This is a genomic window from Pseudomonas sp. B21-051, assembly GCF_024748795.1.
GTDB classification, from domain to species: Bacteria; Pseudomonadota; Gammaproteobacteria; order Pseudomonadales; family Pseudomonadaceae; genus Aquipseudomonas; species Aquipseudomonas putida_A.
Genome location: NZ_CP087166.1, coordinates 2437176 through 2452235, shown reverse-complemented (window position 1 = coordinate 2452235; position 15060 = coordinate 2437176). Strand labels below are relative to the sequence as shown.

General features: G+C 60.3%; 18 protein-coding genes. 9 read left to right on the top strand and 9 right to left on the bottom strand.

Going from position 1 to position 15060, the window contains the following annotated elements:
* Positions 1-82 precede the first annotated feature (82 nt).
* Positions 83-679 (top strand): paraquat-inducible protein A, encoded by a 597-nt coding sequence (locus LOY52_RS11045; protein ID WP_003225887.1) that lies wholly within the window; start codon positions 83-85, stop codon positions 677-679.
* On the top strand, positions 676-1365 hold the full coding sequence (locus LOY52_RS11040; RefSeq protein ID WP_258679471.1) for a paraquat-inducible protein A: 690 nt from the start codon (positions 676-678) through the stop codon (positions 1363-1365). Before LOY52_RS11045 ends, LOY52_RS11040 begins: the two co-directional genes overlap by 4 nt.
* On the opposite strand, the gene LOY52_RS11035 is transcribed toward LOY52_RS11040, so the two are convergent.
* Positions 1298-4324, bottom strand: coding sequence for an FAD-binding and (Fe-S)-binding domain-containing protein (locus tag LOY52_RS11035; RefSeq protein WP_258679850.1), 3027 nt, complete (start codon positions 4322-4324; stop codon positions 1298-1300). The genes LOY52_RS11040 and LOY52_RS11035 overlap by 68 nt on opposite strands.
* 159 nt (positions 4325-4483) lie before the next feature.
* Between LOY52_RS11035 and LOY52_RS11030 the strand changes: the two genes are divergently transcribed.
* The gene (locus LOY52_RS11030; protein ID WP_258679470.1) at positions 4484-5368 is read left to right on the top strand and encodes a LysR substrate-binding domain-containing protein; all 885 of its coding nucleotides are present in this window, start codon (positions 4484-4486) and stop codon (positions 5366-5368) included.
* 191 nt (positions 5369-5559) lie between these two features.
* Here LOY52_RS11030 and LOY52_RS11025 read toward each other — a convergent pair whose 3' ends face one another.
* Positions 5560-6165 carry a DUF6338 family protein gene (locus tag LOY52_RS11025; protein WP_258679469.1) on the bottom strand — a complete coding sequence of 202 codons (606 nt, stop codon included), beginning with the start codon at positions 6163-6165 and terminating at the stop codon, positions 5560-5562.
* A gap of 174 nt (positions 6166-6339) precedes the next feature.
* On the bottom strand, positions 6340-6675 hold the full coding sequence (locus LOY52_RS11020) for a hypothetical protein (protein WP_003225912.1): 336 nt from the start codon (positions 6673-6675) through the stop codon (positions 6340-6342).
* Between the two features lie 182 nt (positions 6676-6857).
* On the opposite strand from LOY52_RS11020, the gene LOY52_RS11015 reads away from it, so the two are divergent.
* Entirely contained in the window at positions 6858-7097 is a 240-nt protein-coding gene (locus tag LOY52_RS11015) for a hypothetical protein (protein ID WP_047598284.1), read from the top strand.
* 343 nt (positions 7098-7440) lie between these two features.
* Positions 7441-7803, top strand: coding sequence for an NUDIX hydrolase (locus tag LOY52_RS11010; protein ID WP_258679468.1), 363 nt, complete (start codon positions 7441-7443; stop codon positions 7801-7803).
* Between the two features lie 4 nt (positions 7804-7807).
* Here the strand turns inward: LOY52_RS11010 and LOY52_RS11005 are convergent, their stop codons facing one another.
* The 3 genes from LOY52_RS11005 to LOY52_RS10995 all read right to left on the bottom strand — a co-directional run bounded on the left by LOY52_RS11005 (position 7808) and on the right by LOY52_RS10995 (position 10137).
* On the bottom strand, positions 7808-8050 hold the full coding sequence (locus LOY52_RS11005) for a DUF1652 domain-containing protein (protein WP_003225919.1): 243 nt from the start codon (positions 8048-8050) through the stop codon (positions 7808-7810).
* A 109-nt stretch (positions 8051-8159) separates the two neighbouring features.
* Entirely contained in the window at positions 8160-9059 is a 900-nt protein-coding gene (locus LOY52_RS11000; RefSeq protein ID WP_258679467.1) for a polysaccharide deacetylase family protein, read from the bottom strand.
* Positions 9060-9189: 130 nt separating this feature from the next.
* Positions 9190-10137 carry an ABC transporter substrate-binding protein gene (locus LOY52_RS10995; protein WP_258679466.1) on the bottom strand — a complete coding sequence of 316 codons (948 nt, stop codon included), beginning with the start codon at positions 10135-10137 and terminating at the stop codon, positions 9190-9192.
* Between the two features lie 292 nt (positions 10138-10429).
* Here LOY52_RS10995 and LOY52_RS10990 point away from each other — a divergent pair, with 292 nt between their 5' ends.
* The 4 genes from LOY52_RS10990 (at position 10430) to LOY52_RS10975 (ending at position 13672) form a co-directional block, all read left to right on the top strand.
* Positions 10430-11416 carry an aliphatic sulfonate ABC transporter substrate-binding protein gene (locus tag LOY52_RS10990; protein ID WP_258679465.1) on the top strand — a complete coding sequence of 329 codons (987 nt, stop codon included), beginning with the start codon at positions 10430-10432 and terminating at the stop codon, positions 11414-11416.
* 60 nt (positions 11417-11476) lie between these two features.
* A complete protein-coding gene (locus tag LOY52_RS10985) occupies positions 11477-12322 on the top strand; it encodes an ABC transporter permease (RefSeq protein WP_258679464.1) in 846 nt (281 codons plus the stop codon).
* 48 nt (positions 12323-12370) lie between these two features.
* The gene (locus LOY52_RS10980; RefSeq protein WP_258679463.1) at positions 12371-13051 is read left to right on the top strand and encodes an SOS response-associated peptidase; all 681 of its coding nucleotides are present in this window, start codon (positions 12371-12373) and stop codon (positions 13049-13051) included.
* A gap of 348 nt (positions 13052-13399) precedes the next feature.
* Positions 13400-13672, top strand: a complete 273-nt coding sequence (locus LOY52_RS10975; protein WP_258679462.1) for a hypothetical protein — start codon at positions 13400-13402, stop codon at positions 13670-13672.
* 44 nt (positions 13673-13716) lie between these two features.
* Here LOY52_RS10975 and LOY52_RS10970 read toward each other — a convergent pair whose 3' ends face one another.
* The 3 genes from LOY52_RS10970 to LOY52_RS10960 all read right to left on the bottom strand — a co-directional run bounded on the left by LOY52_RS10970 (position 13717) and on the right by LOY52_RS10960 (position 14932).
* Positions 13717-13860, bottom strand: a complete 144-nt coding sequence (locus tag LOY52_RS10970; protein ID WP_177325641.1) for a hypothetical protein — start codon at positions 13858-13860, stop codon at positions 13717-13719.
* Positions 13861-13922: 62 nt separating this feature from the next.
* Positions 13923-14234 (bottom strand): AzlD domain-containing protein, encoded by a 312-nt coding sequence (locus LOY52_RS10965; RefSeq protein ID WP_166497451.1) that lies wholly within the window; start codon positions 14232-14234, stop codon positions 13923-13925.
* Positions 14234-14932 (bottom strand): AzlC family ABC transporter permease, encoded by a 699-nt coding sequence (locus LOY52_RS10960; RefSeq protein ID WP_183780536.1) that lies wholly within the window; start codon positions 14930-14932, stop codon positions 14234-14236. The genes LOY52_RS10965 and LOY52_RS10960 overlap by 1 nt, the downstream gene beginning before the upstream one ends.
* Positions 14933-15060: the final 128 nt, after the last annotated feature.

Here is a 15060-nt window from a genome sequence, read left to right as displayed (position 1 = left end):
AAACGCCATTTGCCCAATCACGTCAGGCTTCTATAGTGATCAGGCGCCCCGTGCCCTTTGCGCCTGCTGTCGAGCGTTGCCCATGACCTCAACCGAACACCTGATCATCTGCGAGCATTGCGACTGCGTGTACGAAAAAGTCGTGCTCGGCAAACACCAGAAAACCCTCTGCGTGCGGTGCGGCGGCGTGCTGCAGCGCTATAACGGCCTGACCGTCGAGCAGCGGCTGGCCCTGAGTTTCACCGCCGCCATGCTGTGGCTGTTCGCCAATTTCTACCCGGTGATGAGCATCAGCATGAAGGGCCTGAAGAACAGCGCGACGCTGTGGGATTCGGTGCTGGCGTTGAGTCAGGGGCCGATCACCTTCATGGCGATGGTCGCGGCGATTTCGATCATCATCGCCCCGGCGTTTCAACTGGTGCTGTTGATCTGGGTGCTGAGTTTCGCCTTGTCATCGCGCCGGGCGCCGGGCTTCAAGCTGTGCATGCGCTGGCTGGAAACCCTGCGTCCGTGGAGCATGCTCGAAGTGTGTCTGCTGGGGGCGATGGTGGCGGTATTCAAACTGGCCGGGCTGCTCGATGTGCTGCCGGGTATCGGCCTGTTCGCTTTGGCGGTGCTGAGCCTGATGATGATCCGCATTGCCGGCCGCGATATTCGTGACCTGTGGGACATTCTATGAAGCGACCCGCGACCGCCAGCGAACTGAATCTGTGCCTGTGCCACAGCTGCGGGCTGGCCTGTGACATGACCGACGAGCCGCACCAGTGCCCGCGCTGCGATGCGCCGCTGCATCGGCGCAAGACCAACTCCCTGACGCGCACCTGGGCCTATCTGTTCGCCGCGCTGGCGTTTTACGTGCCGGCCAATCTGCTGCCGGTGATGAACACGGTGATGCTCGGCAACGGCGCCGACAGCACGATCATGAGCGGCGTGCTGGAGTTCTGGGAGGGCGGCGCGTGGGACATCGCGCTGATCATTTTCATCGCCAGCATCGCAGTGCCGGGGATCAAATTCGTCGCCCTGTCGCTGCTGCTGATCACCGTGCAGCGGGGCAGTGACTGGGCGCGCCGTGAGCGTTCGAAGCTGTACCGTTTCGTCGAGCTGATCGGCTACTGGTCGATGCTCGACGTGCTGGTGGTCGCACTGGTCGCGGCGCTGGTGAAGTTCCAGGCGCTGGGCGATATCGAACCACGCCCGGGCATCCTGTTTTTCGGCATGGTGGTGGTGTTCACCATGCTCTCGGCGATGAGTTTCGACCCACGGCTGATCTGGGACAACGCCCCGGACGACGAACCGCTCAGCGACGTACCAACTCAAGCAGCACCTGCAACGGATGGCGCAGCGCCCGATCCGACTGGCGTTTGACCTGACTGCGGCACGAATAACCGGTGGCCAGTGCTTCGCCCTGCTCCGCCGGCGCCTCGACCTGCCGCGCCCACGATTGCTCGTAGATCACCGCCGACGTTTCACGGTTGCGCGCCTCATGACCGTAGGTGCCGGACATGCCGCAGCAACCGGTGGCCTGCGTCGCCAGTTTCAACCCGGCCCGCTCGAACACTTGCTCCCACTGACGAGTGGCAGCCGGCGCGTTGGTTTTCTCGGTGCAATGTGCCAGGAGCCTGAATGCATTTGCCGATTGGTTATTCACCTGCTCCGGCATCACCTTGAGCAACCATTCCTGCACCAGCGCGACTTCCGGGCAGTGGTCCATGCCGGGCACTTTCAGGTATTCCTGGCGATAGACCAGCGTCATCGCCGGATCCAGCCCCAGCAGCGGCACGCCGAGATCGGCCAATTCGCGTAGCTGCTGCGCATTGCGCAACGCCGCGCGGTTGAACGCCGAGAGGAAACCCTGCACATGCAGCGGCTTGCCGTTGGCACTAGATGGCGCCAGATACACCTGATAGCCCAGCCGCGAAATCAGCTCCAGCAGATCCGCCAGCAGCGGCGCCTCGAAGTAACGAGTGAAGGCATCCTGCACCAACACCACACTGCGCTCGCGCTGAGCCGGGGTCAGCGCCGACAGCGTGGAAACCGTCGCCGGCTGCACCTTCCAGCGGCGCAGCGCAGCGTGGAAATCAAAGCGACTGATCAACGGCACATCGACCATGCCACCGAGACGCTCCAGCTGTTTGCGCACAAAGGTTGCGCCCATCAAGCCGTTGTACAGCGCCGGAATCCGCGCCATGTACGGAATGCTGTACTCCAGCGAGGCAATCAGATAATCCCGCGCCGGGCGCAGATAACGGCTGTGATACAGCTCAAGGAAACGCGAACGGAATTCCGGCACGTTGACCTTGACCGGGCACTGTCCCGCGCAGGATTTGCACGCCAGGCAGCCGGCCATGGCGTCATAAACTTCATGGGAAAAATCTGCGTCCTGCGCGCGGCTGTTGCGCCAACGGGTCCAAAGGTTGCGGAAAAATACCGGACGACGGATCGCATCGGACAGCACATCAACCCCCGCCTCACCCTGCAAACGCAGCCATTCGCGGATCAGCGATGCGCGACCCTTGGGCGATTGCGCACGCTCGCGGGTGGCTTTCCACGATGGGCACATGGCGTCGTCGGGATCGAAGTTGTAGCAGGCGCCGTTGCCGTTGCAATGCATGGCTGCGCCGTAGCTCTGCCAGACCTTTTCGTCGATCTGCCGGTCGAGCTCGCCGCGCAGGGCCACTTCGTCGATCTTCAACAGCTGCGCATCGGTGTTGGCCGGGGTGGCGATCTTGCCCGGGTTGAACTGGTTGAACGGGTCGAACGCGGCTTTGAGTGCCTGCAACGCCGGGTACAACTCACCGAAAAACGCCGGCGCGTATTCCGAGCGCAGGCCTTTGCCGTGCTCACCCCACAACAGGCCGCCGTAGCGCTGGGTCAGTGCCGCGACACCGTCGGACACCGGACGCACCAACGCCGCTTGCTGCGGATCCTTCATGTCGAGAATCGGCCGTACGTGCAACACGCCGGCATCGACGTGGCCGAACATGCCGTACTGCAAACCGTGGCTGTCGAGCAGTTCGCGCAGTTCAGCGATGTACTCGGCCAGGTGCTGCGGCGGCACTGCGGTGTCCTCGACAAATGGCTGCGGCCGCGCTTCGCCGGCAACGTTGCCGAGCAGGCCGACTGCGCGTTTGCGCATGCCATAAACCTTGTTCACCGCCGCCTGACCGACCGCCAGGGTATGGCCGAGGCGTTCGACCGTGGTGTCGCTGCTCAAGTGTTCGAGGAAGGCTTCGACCCGGCGCTGCAGATCCTCGGGATCATCACCGCAGAATTCCACCAGGTTAATCCCCAGTGTTGGCCGCTCGGCACTTGCCGGGAAGTATTCGGCGACGCCGTGCCAGACGATGTCCTGCATCGCCAGCAACAACACCTTGGAATCCACGGTTTCAATCGACAGCGGCTTGAGCGCCATCAGCGCCCGGGCATCGCGCAACGCATCCATGAACCCGGCGTAGCGAATGTTCACCAGCATCGTGTGTTTGGGGATCGGCAGTACGTTGAGCTTCGCCTCCACCACAAACCCCAGCGAGCCTTCGGCGCCGCACAGCACGCTGTTGAGGTTGAAACGATTGTCCGTCTCGCGCAGGTGCGCCAGGTCGTAGCCGGTCAGGCAGCGGTTGAGGTCAGGGAAGCGTTGTTTGATCAACTCGCCCTGCTCATCAATGATCTGCCGCGCACAGCGATAGACTTCACCGACCCGATCTTCACGGGCACACAGCGCTGTCAGATCTTCTTCCGCCAGCGCTGCGCCGTGCAGACGCTCGCCACCGCGCAGGACCATGTCGAGTTCCAGCACATGGTCGCGGGTCTTGCCGTAGGTGCAACTGCCCTGCCCGCTTGCGTCGGTGTTGATCATGCCGCCAACGGTGGCGCGGTTGGAGGTCGACAGCTCCGGGGCGAAAAACAGCCCGGCTGATTTCAGCGCGGCGTTGAGCTGATCCTTGACCACCCCGGCCTGCACCCGCACCCAGCGCTGCTCGACGTTGATTTCCAGAATGCGGTTCATGTGCCGCGACAGGTCGACGACGATGCCATCGGTCAGCGACTGGCCGTTGGTGCCGGTGCCACCGCCACGCGGCGTGATCACCACTTGCTGATAAGCCGGTTCGGCGATCAGCCGTGCGACCCGCGCCACATCCTCCGCATCCATCGGAAACACCGCCGCTTGCGGCAGACGCTGATAGATCGAGTTATCGGTGGCGAGCACTACGCGGCTGGCGTAATCAGCACTGATCTCGCCACGAAAGCCACTGGCTTTCAGGGCTTTGAGGAAATGCTGGTAATCAGCGCTCAATGCGGTGGCGGGCGACAGCTGGGCAATCATCGGTCGGGAAATCTCGGTCAATATCGGGCCATGTGGCGGTGAACAGTTGTGCGCAATGAATGATTGCGTCACGCTCCCGCCATCTCATGGTGCTTATGTTCATTGCTTGGCGCCGTCGGGACAAACGTAAAATCGACCCGCAATCCATGACTAAAACGAATGAATCCGCGAACCCTCACCCCTTCCATGTCGTTGTTGCTGGCCTTTGAGGCTGCCGCACGCCATGAAAGCTATACCCGCGCCGCCCACGAACTGTCGCTGACGCAAAGCGCGGTCAGCCGTCAGGTGCAGATTCTGGAAAAGATGCTCGGCATGCGCCTGTTCAGCCGCGAAGGCCGGCAAGTGGTGCTGACCGATGTCGGGCGCATGTATCAGCGCGAACTCGCCGAAGCCCTCGGGCAGATCCGCAGCGCGACGTTGCAGGCCATGGCGTTCGGTTCTGGCATTCACAGTTTGCGTCTGGCGACGCTGCCGACCTTCGGCTCGAAATGGCTGCTGCCGCGACTCAAGGACTTCTACACTGCGCACCCGGGCATGACCGTGCACTTGCATTCGCGTATCGAAGCGATCGACTTCGACACCAGCGAAATCGACGCGGCGATCTGTGTCGGTGCGGGAGACTGGCCCGGTCTGAGCGCCCTGCCGCTACACACTGAAGAGCTGGTGGTGATTGCCAGTGCGCAGTTGTCACTGACCGAACGCGACGAAGCCGAACAGCACATCGCCGGGCAGTTACTGCTCAATGTCAGCAGCAATGCCCAGGCCTGGGCGGAATGGTTCACCCATCATGGTTTGCCACACCGCAGCATGCGCATCGGGCCGAGCTTTGAAATGACCTCGCACCTGATTCAGGCGGTGCGGGCGAATATTGGCGTGGGGCTGGTGCCGCGGATTCTGGTGGAGGATGAATTGCTTAACGGCGAGCTGCTGCAACTGGGGAAGCCGATCACCAGCCGGCGCAGCTATTACCTGGTGTATCCGCCGCGCAATGAGGCGTTGCCGTCACTGAAAGCGTTCAGGGACTGGTTGGTGGATACGCTCTGACTGCAACCCCCACAAATGCAAAACATAACGAAACGCCGCTCGATGAGCGGCGTTCAGTCAATCCCGGTACTGGCGCTTTAGCGGTGGCGGCGCACTCGGCCCTTTGACGAGGGGTTTTGCCAGCAGCTTGCCGTCCGGGCCATAAAACAGGCGCCTGACGCCAGGCGGCATGGGAGTAGGCTCTTTTGCGCTCATGATGAAACCTCTTCGACAGAACTGAATTCGACCCACTGGACTTTCGAGGAATCTATCACCAATAGTTCGGCGCCAAAAGGCAACGCCACGCCATCTTCCCCCAGCCAGCCTGGATTCAGCATGATGAACTGTCCCTCCAGGGGGCCGGAAGGCCACTCGACGGGCCAGCCGAACAGTCGCCTTTCATCCGTCAAATGCAGCGTTACCAGGCGATTGTGGCGGGCAAAAGTGCTGTACCACTCGCTGGGGTATGAGTTTTTATTCGTTACATTTTTACTTCGTAACCATTTGTGCAGTTTGTCATTTGAAGCCAGAGCACACGAAAACAAACCAAGCCCCATGGAAACCATGAACGCCCACACTGCCTGGGCTTTGCCATCCCACTTTCCTACAGAAAAGCCCTTCGAGCCTACCCATAGACCAATAGCGCCGATCCCCAACACCACCCCATGAATCACAAACGTAAAGATCAACGCCTGCACAATCTGCCCAAACGTATCAGGCCGCTTGAATGAAGTGAGCGTGTAGAAAATCCAGGTCGAGACAAATCCGGGAATCAGATACTGCAACAACGGAATAACTTCTTTGACCAGATCATCCATGATCCGTGGCTCCTTGAAAGGCATGTCCCTCCGGTTACCGGGTGGCACTCAAAAGCCTAGCGCACACTGGAATACGCCACGTGCCGATCTGTCACAGCGCATTTCGCAAAATCGCAAAGCAAAAAAAAGCAGAAACCGGATGCGGTTTCTGCTTTTTTGCATTCCAGAGCAGCTTTACAGGCAGTCACGCACCGATTTGCGCAACGACCCGGACTTGGCCCATGGCGGCCCCTGATACAGGGAAACGCGGCTGCCGTCCTTGTATTTGATGATGTCGAGAATCTCGTCGGCGGTGACGAGGCTCGGTGCCTTGATCCGGTAGCCGTTGGAAATGGAAGTCTGCGTGGTCTTCGGAATGTCCTGCTGCCACAACGGCAACAGGCACGCGGCATAGTCTTTAGGCGCTTTGGTGGTGGTTTTGCTGAGATTTGGCTCGCCCGGCACCAGCGATGCTGGCAATGAGCAACCTGCCAGCAATGCCAACGCCAAACTCCCGATCCATATCCGCATGGTGTTTCCCTGATCTGAAAAAAAGCGAATGTAACGTGTAACCGGTTGTACATCCATCCCGACGCCCCGCTACGAGGGCATTTGGACAAATATTTACATCCATTCACCCGGTGGCAGACGAGCTGCGCTTCGGCGATGAAAATGCGGCTACTCTGTTTTACCGAGAATGACCGGAGGTGATCATGCGGCTCAATCAATACGAACACGAACTTCAGCGTGACCTGCAAGCCGTTGCATCGGATCTGCGATGGTCGGCAGTCGACCTCAAGCGCATTGCCGAACAGTTGCGCAAGAGCGGCAATGAAGCGGATGCCCAAGCGGTCCTGAGGTCTTGCGAGGTGCTGCAAAGTGATGAAGAACGATTGCAGTCCTATGCCAAGGAAGTGAAAACGCGCTCCATCAGCCGAAGCAAGGTTCACTGACAGCGACCCTGCCCTCAACAAGAGCCCCGGCAAGCACCGGGGCTCTTTCGTTACATCTGCTTTGACTGACGGTGTGACCTGGCGTCCGCGCCGAGCGTTGACTGTAACCCGACAACACAGCGGGTCAGGCCAGCGCTTCCTCTCTGCGACCCAACGACGCGAACCGGTCGCCCTGGCACAAACCCGCCTTGCCCCACCTGCCTCACGGCCAGCGATGTGCCAAGGCTCTGGCACTTTTAACCCGAGCAAACGATCAAACGTCTCGTGGAACCTTTAAACCGGGAGCCGGCTCGAATATTGCAGTTTTATTTCATTTATGTGACACGCGGTAAACAGGTAACCGATGAAAGTACGCGCCACCGTTATTTGCGAGCAGGATCGACACGTTCTCCTGGTGCGCAAACCCCGCTGCCGCTGGACATTGCCCGGCGGCAAGGTCGAGCCTGGGGAAACCAAAGCCGGGGCGGCGACGCGCGAGCTGCAGGAAGAAACGGCACTGGATGCCGAGCAGATGTTGTACCTGATGGAACTGCACAGCGGCAGCACCCAGCATCATGTCTACGAGGCCTCGGTGCTCGACCTTGAGCGATTGCGCCCGCAAAACGAGATCGTCGAATGCATCTGGCATCCGCTGGACGCGGTGCAGAATCTGCCCACCAGCGACGCGACATTACGCATCGTGCAGGCGTTTCAGCGGCGCTTGTAAGGCATCAGCCGGCGAATGCCCGGCGCCCGGCGCTCATTTCCGTGCGCAATTCGCCGATGAAGTTGGAAATATCGCGGATCGTCACCAGATGTTCCGGTGATACGCCATTGAGCAACAACTCGACTCGCCCGGAGTCAGGCTCATACACCTTGATCCGCAACAGTCCCTGCTCCACTTGTGTGCATTCGCATTCAAGCGACGGAAAGCCGGATTCGACAATCCGGCAGATGTCGGCAATGGCTAGCATGGGCGCACGCCTCGCAGGCGATGAGTCGGTCGACCGATTCAGCATAGATGAGCGATCAATAATCTGCCGCCCCGACGACTGCCAACCCGATCACATTTCCAGCGCCGCCTCAGTGCGCGTCATGATCCCAGATCCAGTTCCACATCCCCGGCAACTGCACCGGCTCCGAACTCTGCTGAACCGTGCGCGCCAGCGCCGCTTTCTGCAGCGCCGCGGGATCATCGTAGAACGGTTTGTTCGCCAGTTTCACGCCCGTGGCAGCGGCGCTGTCGAGCAGGATCTGCAGGTACTCGCGGGTATGCCGCGCGGTGTAGCGGTTGAGGTCATGAAAGGTCACCACCACCGGAATCACCCCGTCCACAGTCGGAAATTCGCCGAGGGCGATGCGCTCGCGGACTTCCGATAGCTGGCGCAGCATGTTCGCCCGACGTCGTGGACTGGCGTTGAAGCCCCAGATCTTGCCGTCATTGGCGCTCAAATCCGTCAACAACACGTGCAGTCCGTGCTGCTGATAGGCGGCGAAGGTGCGTTTGTCGTAATTCCAGAACGGCGGACGCAGCAGGATCGGCGCAGCTCCGGTAATCGCGGCGATATCCGCCGTGCCGTTGCTCAACGACTGCTCCAGTTCTTGCGGATCGAGCGAGCGATGGTTGGTGTGCCAATGGGTGGCGGTGTGGAATCCGAGGATGTGCCCTTCGGCGTGCTCGCGCCGCATGATGCCGCGACCAATGTCACTGTTGCCGGCGCGAGGCGCGCGGGTCTGGACGAAGAACACTGCTTTGATGTCCGGTTGCACCGGGTTGATCTTGAGGCTGTCGAGCACTGTCGCCGACGGATTCCACAAACTCGAAGCGCTGGGGCCATCATCGAAGGTCAGCAGAAAGCGCACCGGCGCCTGGGCCTTGAGCCGGGTTTCGGTTTGCGCGGTCATCTCGATCGGCGCGGCAATGCAGCCGGCCAGCCCAAGCGCGATGGCCGCTGCACAGAGAAGATTGAACGCGTATTTCATGTTTTGCCTTGCGCCTGACCGTTGCGGCCCTGTTGTCGACTGGCAAAACTCCCTCGCCCTGATCCATCCCTGCGCCCGGCTCACGAGCCAGGTCTGGATAGGGTACACAGGCTTTGGTTCCGGCGCTCGCTCAGTCAGCCAGTGCCTGTTGAAACGAGGTATCGATAACCCCGGCGGTGGCCAGCGGCGCCGGCAGTGCCTTGACCTTGAACAGGAAGTCCGCGGTGCTCTGCAGGTCGGCCGCCGCCTGCTGATCCACCGGCCCGACGGTCATGTGCGCTTGGCGCAACCAGTGCCGCGAGACCTGCTGATCGAGATTGGCTTTCTTCGCCCACAGGTCTGCGTATTCATCGGTGTGGCTGTCGACCCAGGCCCGCGCCTGTTTCAAACGCCCGAGAAAATCGGCAATCGCTGCACGCTTGCTGTCGATCGACGGCGCCGACGCGGCAATCGCGCTGAGGCCCGGCATCAGGTTTTTCGCGGTGAGAATCGGCCGCGCACCGGAGAACACGATTTGCTGGGAGATGTACGGTTCCCACACCGGGAACGCGTCGATGCTGCCCTGTGGCAATGCCGCCGCCGCATCAATCGGCATCAGTTTGACGAAATCGACGTAATTCTCCGGCAGACCGCCCTGCTCCAAGGCGCGCAAGGTCAGTTGCTGGCTCCAGGCGCCGGGCCAGTAGGCGACTTTCTTGCCCTTTAGATCGGCGATGGTTTTCACCGGCGAATCTTTCGGCACCAGCAACGCGATGGTGTCCGGGTTTTGTCGCGACACACCGATCAGTTTCACTGGCGCCTGTTTGGCGGCGAGAAACAGAAAACCCGAATCGCCGAGAAAACCCAGATCCAGCGAGCCGGTCTGCAACGCCTCGGCCAGTGGCGCGGCGGCCTGGAAGTGCTTCCAGTCGACGCTGTATGGCGCGTCTTTCAACACGCCGGAAGCCTCGATTGAGGCGCGGACGTTGTAGTAATTCTGGTCACCGACGTGCAGGACCAACGGCTCGGCGGCGTGGGCAAGCGGTGCGGTGAATAATGCGGTCATCAGCGTGCTGCGGAGCAAACGGGAAAGCTTCATGTGAGGTCCTGCGACGGGATTTTGCATAGACCATAACGCTGTTGATAAACCGATTTTAAATTCGATTAGTGCATAAGCTCATTGCTCGGAATGCTCACTGTCCGCTGCGCAACAGCGCCATGCCACAGTGTTGCCCAAGCAACAGTTGAAAGGCGCAAAAACCGGCGAAAACCCCGTAAACATGGGTCAAGAAGCATATGGCACAGAGCCTGCAATATTCCAATCATGCAGGACGCAGTCGATAAAAATATATTTTTGGACATAACAACCAGTGCCTTTGCCGGAGCACCCCATGACATCGTTCTTACCGTTTACCCGCCTCAAAACGCTGCTGGTAGCCAGCGCCATGGCATTGAGCCTGCAACCGCTGGCCCAGGCCGCCGAAGCGCCGCCTGCGGAAGTCCATCTGGATTACGCCTACTACTCACCCGTGAGTCTGGTGCTCAAACATTTCGGTTTTCTCGAAAAGGCCCTGCCACAGACCAAAGTCAGTTGGGTGCTGAGCCAGGGCAGTAACCGTTCGCTGGAATATCTGAACAGCGGCGGCGTCGATTTCGCCTCCAGCGCCAGCCTCGCTGCGGTACTCAGTCGGGCCAACGGCAGCCCGATCAAATCGGTGTACGTCTACAGCCGCGCCGAATGGACCGCGCTGGTGGTGCGCAAGGATTCGCCCTACCAGAGCGTCGCCGACCTCAAGGGCAAGAAAATCGCCGCCACCAAAGGCACCGACCCGTACCTGTTCACCCTGCGCAGCCTGCAACAGGCCGGGCTGAAGAAAGACGACGTGGAACTGGTGCACCTGCAACATCCGGACGGCCGCACCGCGCTGGAAAAAGGCGATGTTGACGCCTGGGCCGGACTCGACCCGCACATGGCCGCCAGTCAGGTGCAGGCCGGTTCGCGTTTGCTGTATCGCAACCCGGCATTCAACAGCTACGGCGTGGTCAGCGTCACCGAGCAGTACGCCAAGGAACATCCGCAAACCATCGACACGGTGATCAAAGCCTACGAGCAGGCGCGGCAATGGGCGCTGAAAAATCCCGACGAGTTCGCCGCGTTGCTGGCCAAGGAATCCGGTCTGCCGCTGGACGTGGCCAAACTGCAGCTGTCGCGCACCGACCTGAGCAGTCCGCAACTGACCGCCAACGACGTGCAGGCGTCCAAGGCTGCGGCACCGATTCTGGTGTCCGAGGAACTGGTGCGGCGTGGGGTGAATGTCGATCAAGTCATTGACCAGTTGCTCGACAGCGGTGTGCAGCAAGCCGTCGCCCGCCAGTAACCGACCAGACTCACCGCCCATCCCTGTTTGACGCGGATGGGCGGTGAGCGGAGCCCCCGCATGACCATTCGCAGTAATGAATTGCCCGCGCCTCCCCGGAGCTTGTCGCGGCCTCGTCCCTCAACCCTCAATCCGACATGGCGCCGGCGCCTGAAAGGTCTGGCCCTGCCGCTGCTGATCGTGGTCGCCCTGGAATGCATCGTGCGTCTCGGCTGGCTGCCGTCCTACCAAATGCCGGCGCCCAGCGAGATCGCCCTGACCCTCACCGACCTTGCCGAAGGTGCGCTGTGGAAACACATCGGCGCCAGCCTGCTGCGGGTGTTGCTCGGGTTTGCAATTGGCGCCAGCCTGGCGCTGGGGTTCGCCGCCTGGGTCGGTTTGAGCCGCGAGGCCGAGGCGTATCTGGAACCGACGTTCGCTGCGCTGCGTTCGATTCCGAGTCTGGCCTGGGTGCCGCTGTTGCTGCTGTGGCTGGGCATCGATGAAACCTCGAAGATCGTGCTGATCGCCATCGGCGCGTTCTTCCCGGTGTACGTCAACGTGGTCGCGGCGATTCGCAACATTGATCGCAAACTGGTCGAGGTCGGACGCATCTATGGCTTCAGCCGCTGGCAACTGGTGCGGCGGATTCTGCTGCCCGCCGCCCTGCCCGGCCTGTTCACCGGGCTACGCAGCGGCATGAGTCTGGCGTGGATGTTTCTGGTGGCCGCCGAACTGATCGCCGCGACCAAAGGCCTCGGTTATCTGCTCAGCGACGGCCGCGAAACCTCGCGGCCGGACATCGTGCTGGCGGCGATTATCGTGCTCGCCGTGCTCGGCAAACTCAGCGACGGTTTGCTCGCAGTGCTGGAACGCCGCTGGCTGGTCTGGCGCGACACGTTCACCGGTCAGGAGGCGCAGGATTGATTGGCCACAGCCAACTAAGCTGAAAGCGTCCAACCGGAGATTCGGCGCATGTGCGGAAGACTCTCGCAGTACCGAGGCATTCACGACTTTGTCGCGGTGCTGAGCATTCCCGATGCGCTGATCAATCACGTCGGCGACGCCGCGCTGGAACGCTACAACGCAGCACCCACCACGTCACTCGCGGTCCTTCATCAGCATGATCAACGCCTGTATGCCGACAACCTGCGCTGGGGCTGGCGCCCGCATTGGGCCAAGGACCGCGCGGCGCCGATCAACGCCCGCGTGGAAAAGGTCGCCCATGGCCCATTCTTCCGGGCGATCTGGCGTCATCGGCTGATCGTGCCGGTCGACAACTGGTTCGAATGGGTCGACGACCCGGACAAAACCCGACAGCCGTGGCTGATCCGTCGGGCCGATCATGGGCCGGTTTTCTGTGCCGCCATCGGCCAATGTCCGACACCCGGCAGCGATGGCCGGGACGACGACGGTTTTGTGATCATCACCGCCGACAGCGTCGGTGGCCTGCTCGATATTCATGATCGCCGACCCGTGGTCTTTCGCGCTGACATGGCTGCCGAATGGCTAGATCCGGCAACACCTGCGGCGCGCGCCGAACAGATGCTGCTGTTTGAAGGTGAAGCCAGTGATGCCTTCGCCTCGCACAAGGTCGGCAAAGCCGTCGGCAATTCACGCAATCAGGGTGCCGGGTTGATTGAGCCAATCACCTAAAAATCCCCCGCCCTCACCCGTTAACCCTGTAGGAGCTGCCGCAGGCTGCGATCTTTTGATCTTGTTTTAAAAAATCAAAGTCAAAAGATCGCAGCCTGCGGCAGCTCCTACAGGTGATTACAGGTGACACTCGATCTTTACAGGGGGTGTTTCATCGTTGAAACACCCGGAAAAAAACAGTCGTTTGAGCGAACTAACCGCCTGTCTGACATTTCAACCGTCATACATACATTTACATGCACTACGGATAGCATGCGCGCCGCATTTCCATTTGGCATACCAGTTGACCAAAGAGTCAGCAAAACCAGGAATCCCCTACAACTTTAACAAGCCTTGCAGAGAACTAAGTTGCGCGACGATTTTGCAATCAAACAGGCCAACGGCCTGGAGTGTATCTATCTGTCCATGACAGAACGCTTTCAACTCGACTGTTTTATCGGCCACTACATCAAGACCCGAAACCTGCGTTCAGTGCCGGACATCGAACGCATCCTGCGCACCACGCTCGAAGGCTATCCCGGCCACCCACCGGTGATGGTCAACGAGCTCAATGCATGGATCGACAGGACCCTGGGCTATCGGGCGTCACATCCGGACTTCCCGTCTCTGGAAGACCTCTGAACAACAAAAAGCCCCACTGTTGCGGGGCTTTTTGCAGATTGCTCTCAGAGCTTCATATCAGGCCCGGTGAGTTCCTTGCCATCGTCGTGCTTCCACGTCTGTTCCTTGCGTTTCTCACGCTCGATTTCTTCTTCGCTGGGCTCGTCTACTTCTTCGTCTTCGTCCGGACGCTTTTGCTCGGTCGTCATGTGCACCTCGCCTTGTCGAAAATAGTCATCCAACAAGCGTAGAACAGTTTTTCCCTGGCAACTTACAGCCACCAACGCAACAAAAAGAAAAACGCCATGCTCAAGAGCATGCTGAGCAAGGTATTGCGGGTGTACAGCACCAGCCCGATCGCCACCAGCGAACTGAGCAAATACGGATTATCCCACTGCAGATTCAGCTGTTTGTCCGGCATGAACACGATCGGCCCGCAGATCGCCGTGAGCATTCCCGGTACGGCAAACCCGAGAAACTGCCGTGCGTTGCTGCTCAAACGCAGCGGCAGACGCGGTTCGAGAAACACGTAACGGTTGAGGAACACCAGAATCCCCATGCCGAAAATCACTGCCCAGACCATCATGCGCGCCCCCGGTACAGCTTGTTGCAGACAAATCCTGCGGTCATTCCGGCCAGCCCCGACAACACCAGTGCCGAGCCCCACTGCCAATAACTGAACAGCACCGAGCAGAACAGCGAAACCGCCACACACACCACGGTCGGTACGTTACGCACCACCGGGGTGATCAACGCGATAAAGGTGGCGGCAATCGAGAAGTCCAGCCCCAAGTGCTCAAGCCCCGGAATGCTGCTGCCCAAGACAATGCCGGCCAGGGTGAACAGGTTCCAGGCGATATAGAACGTCAGACCAACGCCCAAGGCGTACCAGCGATTGAACTGCTGGCGATCATGCTGGCTGGTCAGGGCGAACAGTTCATCGGTGAGCAAAAAGCCCAGGCCGATGCGCCAGCGCCCGGGCAGCGGCGAGATTACAGAGCGCATGCTCATCCCGTACAACAAATGCTGCGAGGTCAGCAGCAGCGTGGTCAACAGGATCGAGAAAATCCCGGCACCGCCCTTGAGCATGCCGATCGCCACCAGTTGCGCCGCCCCTGCAAACACGATGCTCGACAGGCCCTGCCCCTGTAATGGCGTGAGATTGGCTTCGATCGCCATGGAGCCGGCCAGCAGCCCCCACGGCGCCGTCGCCAGTGATAACGGCATGATCGCCGCAGCGCCGCGAAGAAACGCACGGCGCGGCATAAGTGAGTCAGACATAACGCTCTTCAACCGAGGAAACGGTCGCAGACTCTGCCAGCAAATGCCCCTTGGCGGCTTGAACAATCTTGCGCACTTGCGCTAAATCGCCGCGCCCCGGGTCTGCTGTCGGCGTACCATGGAGGCCT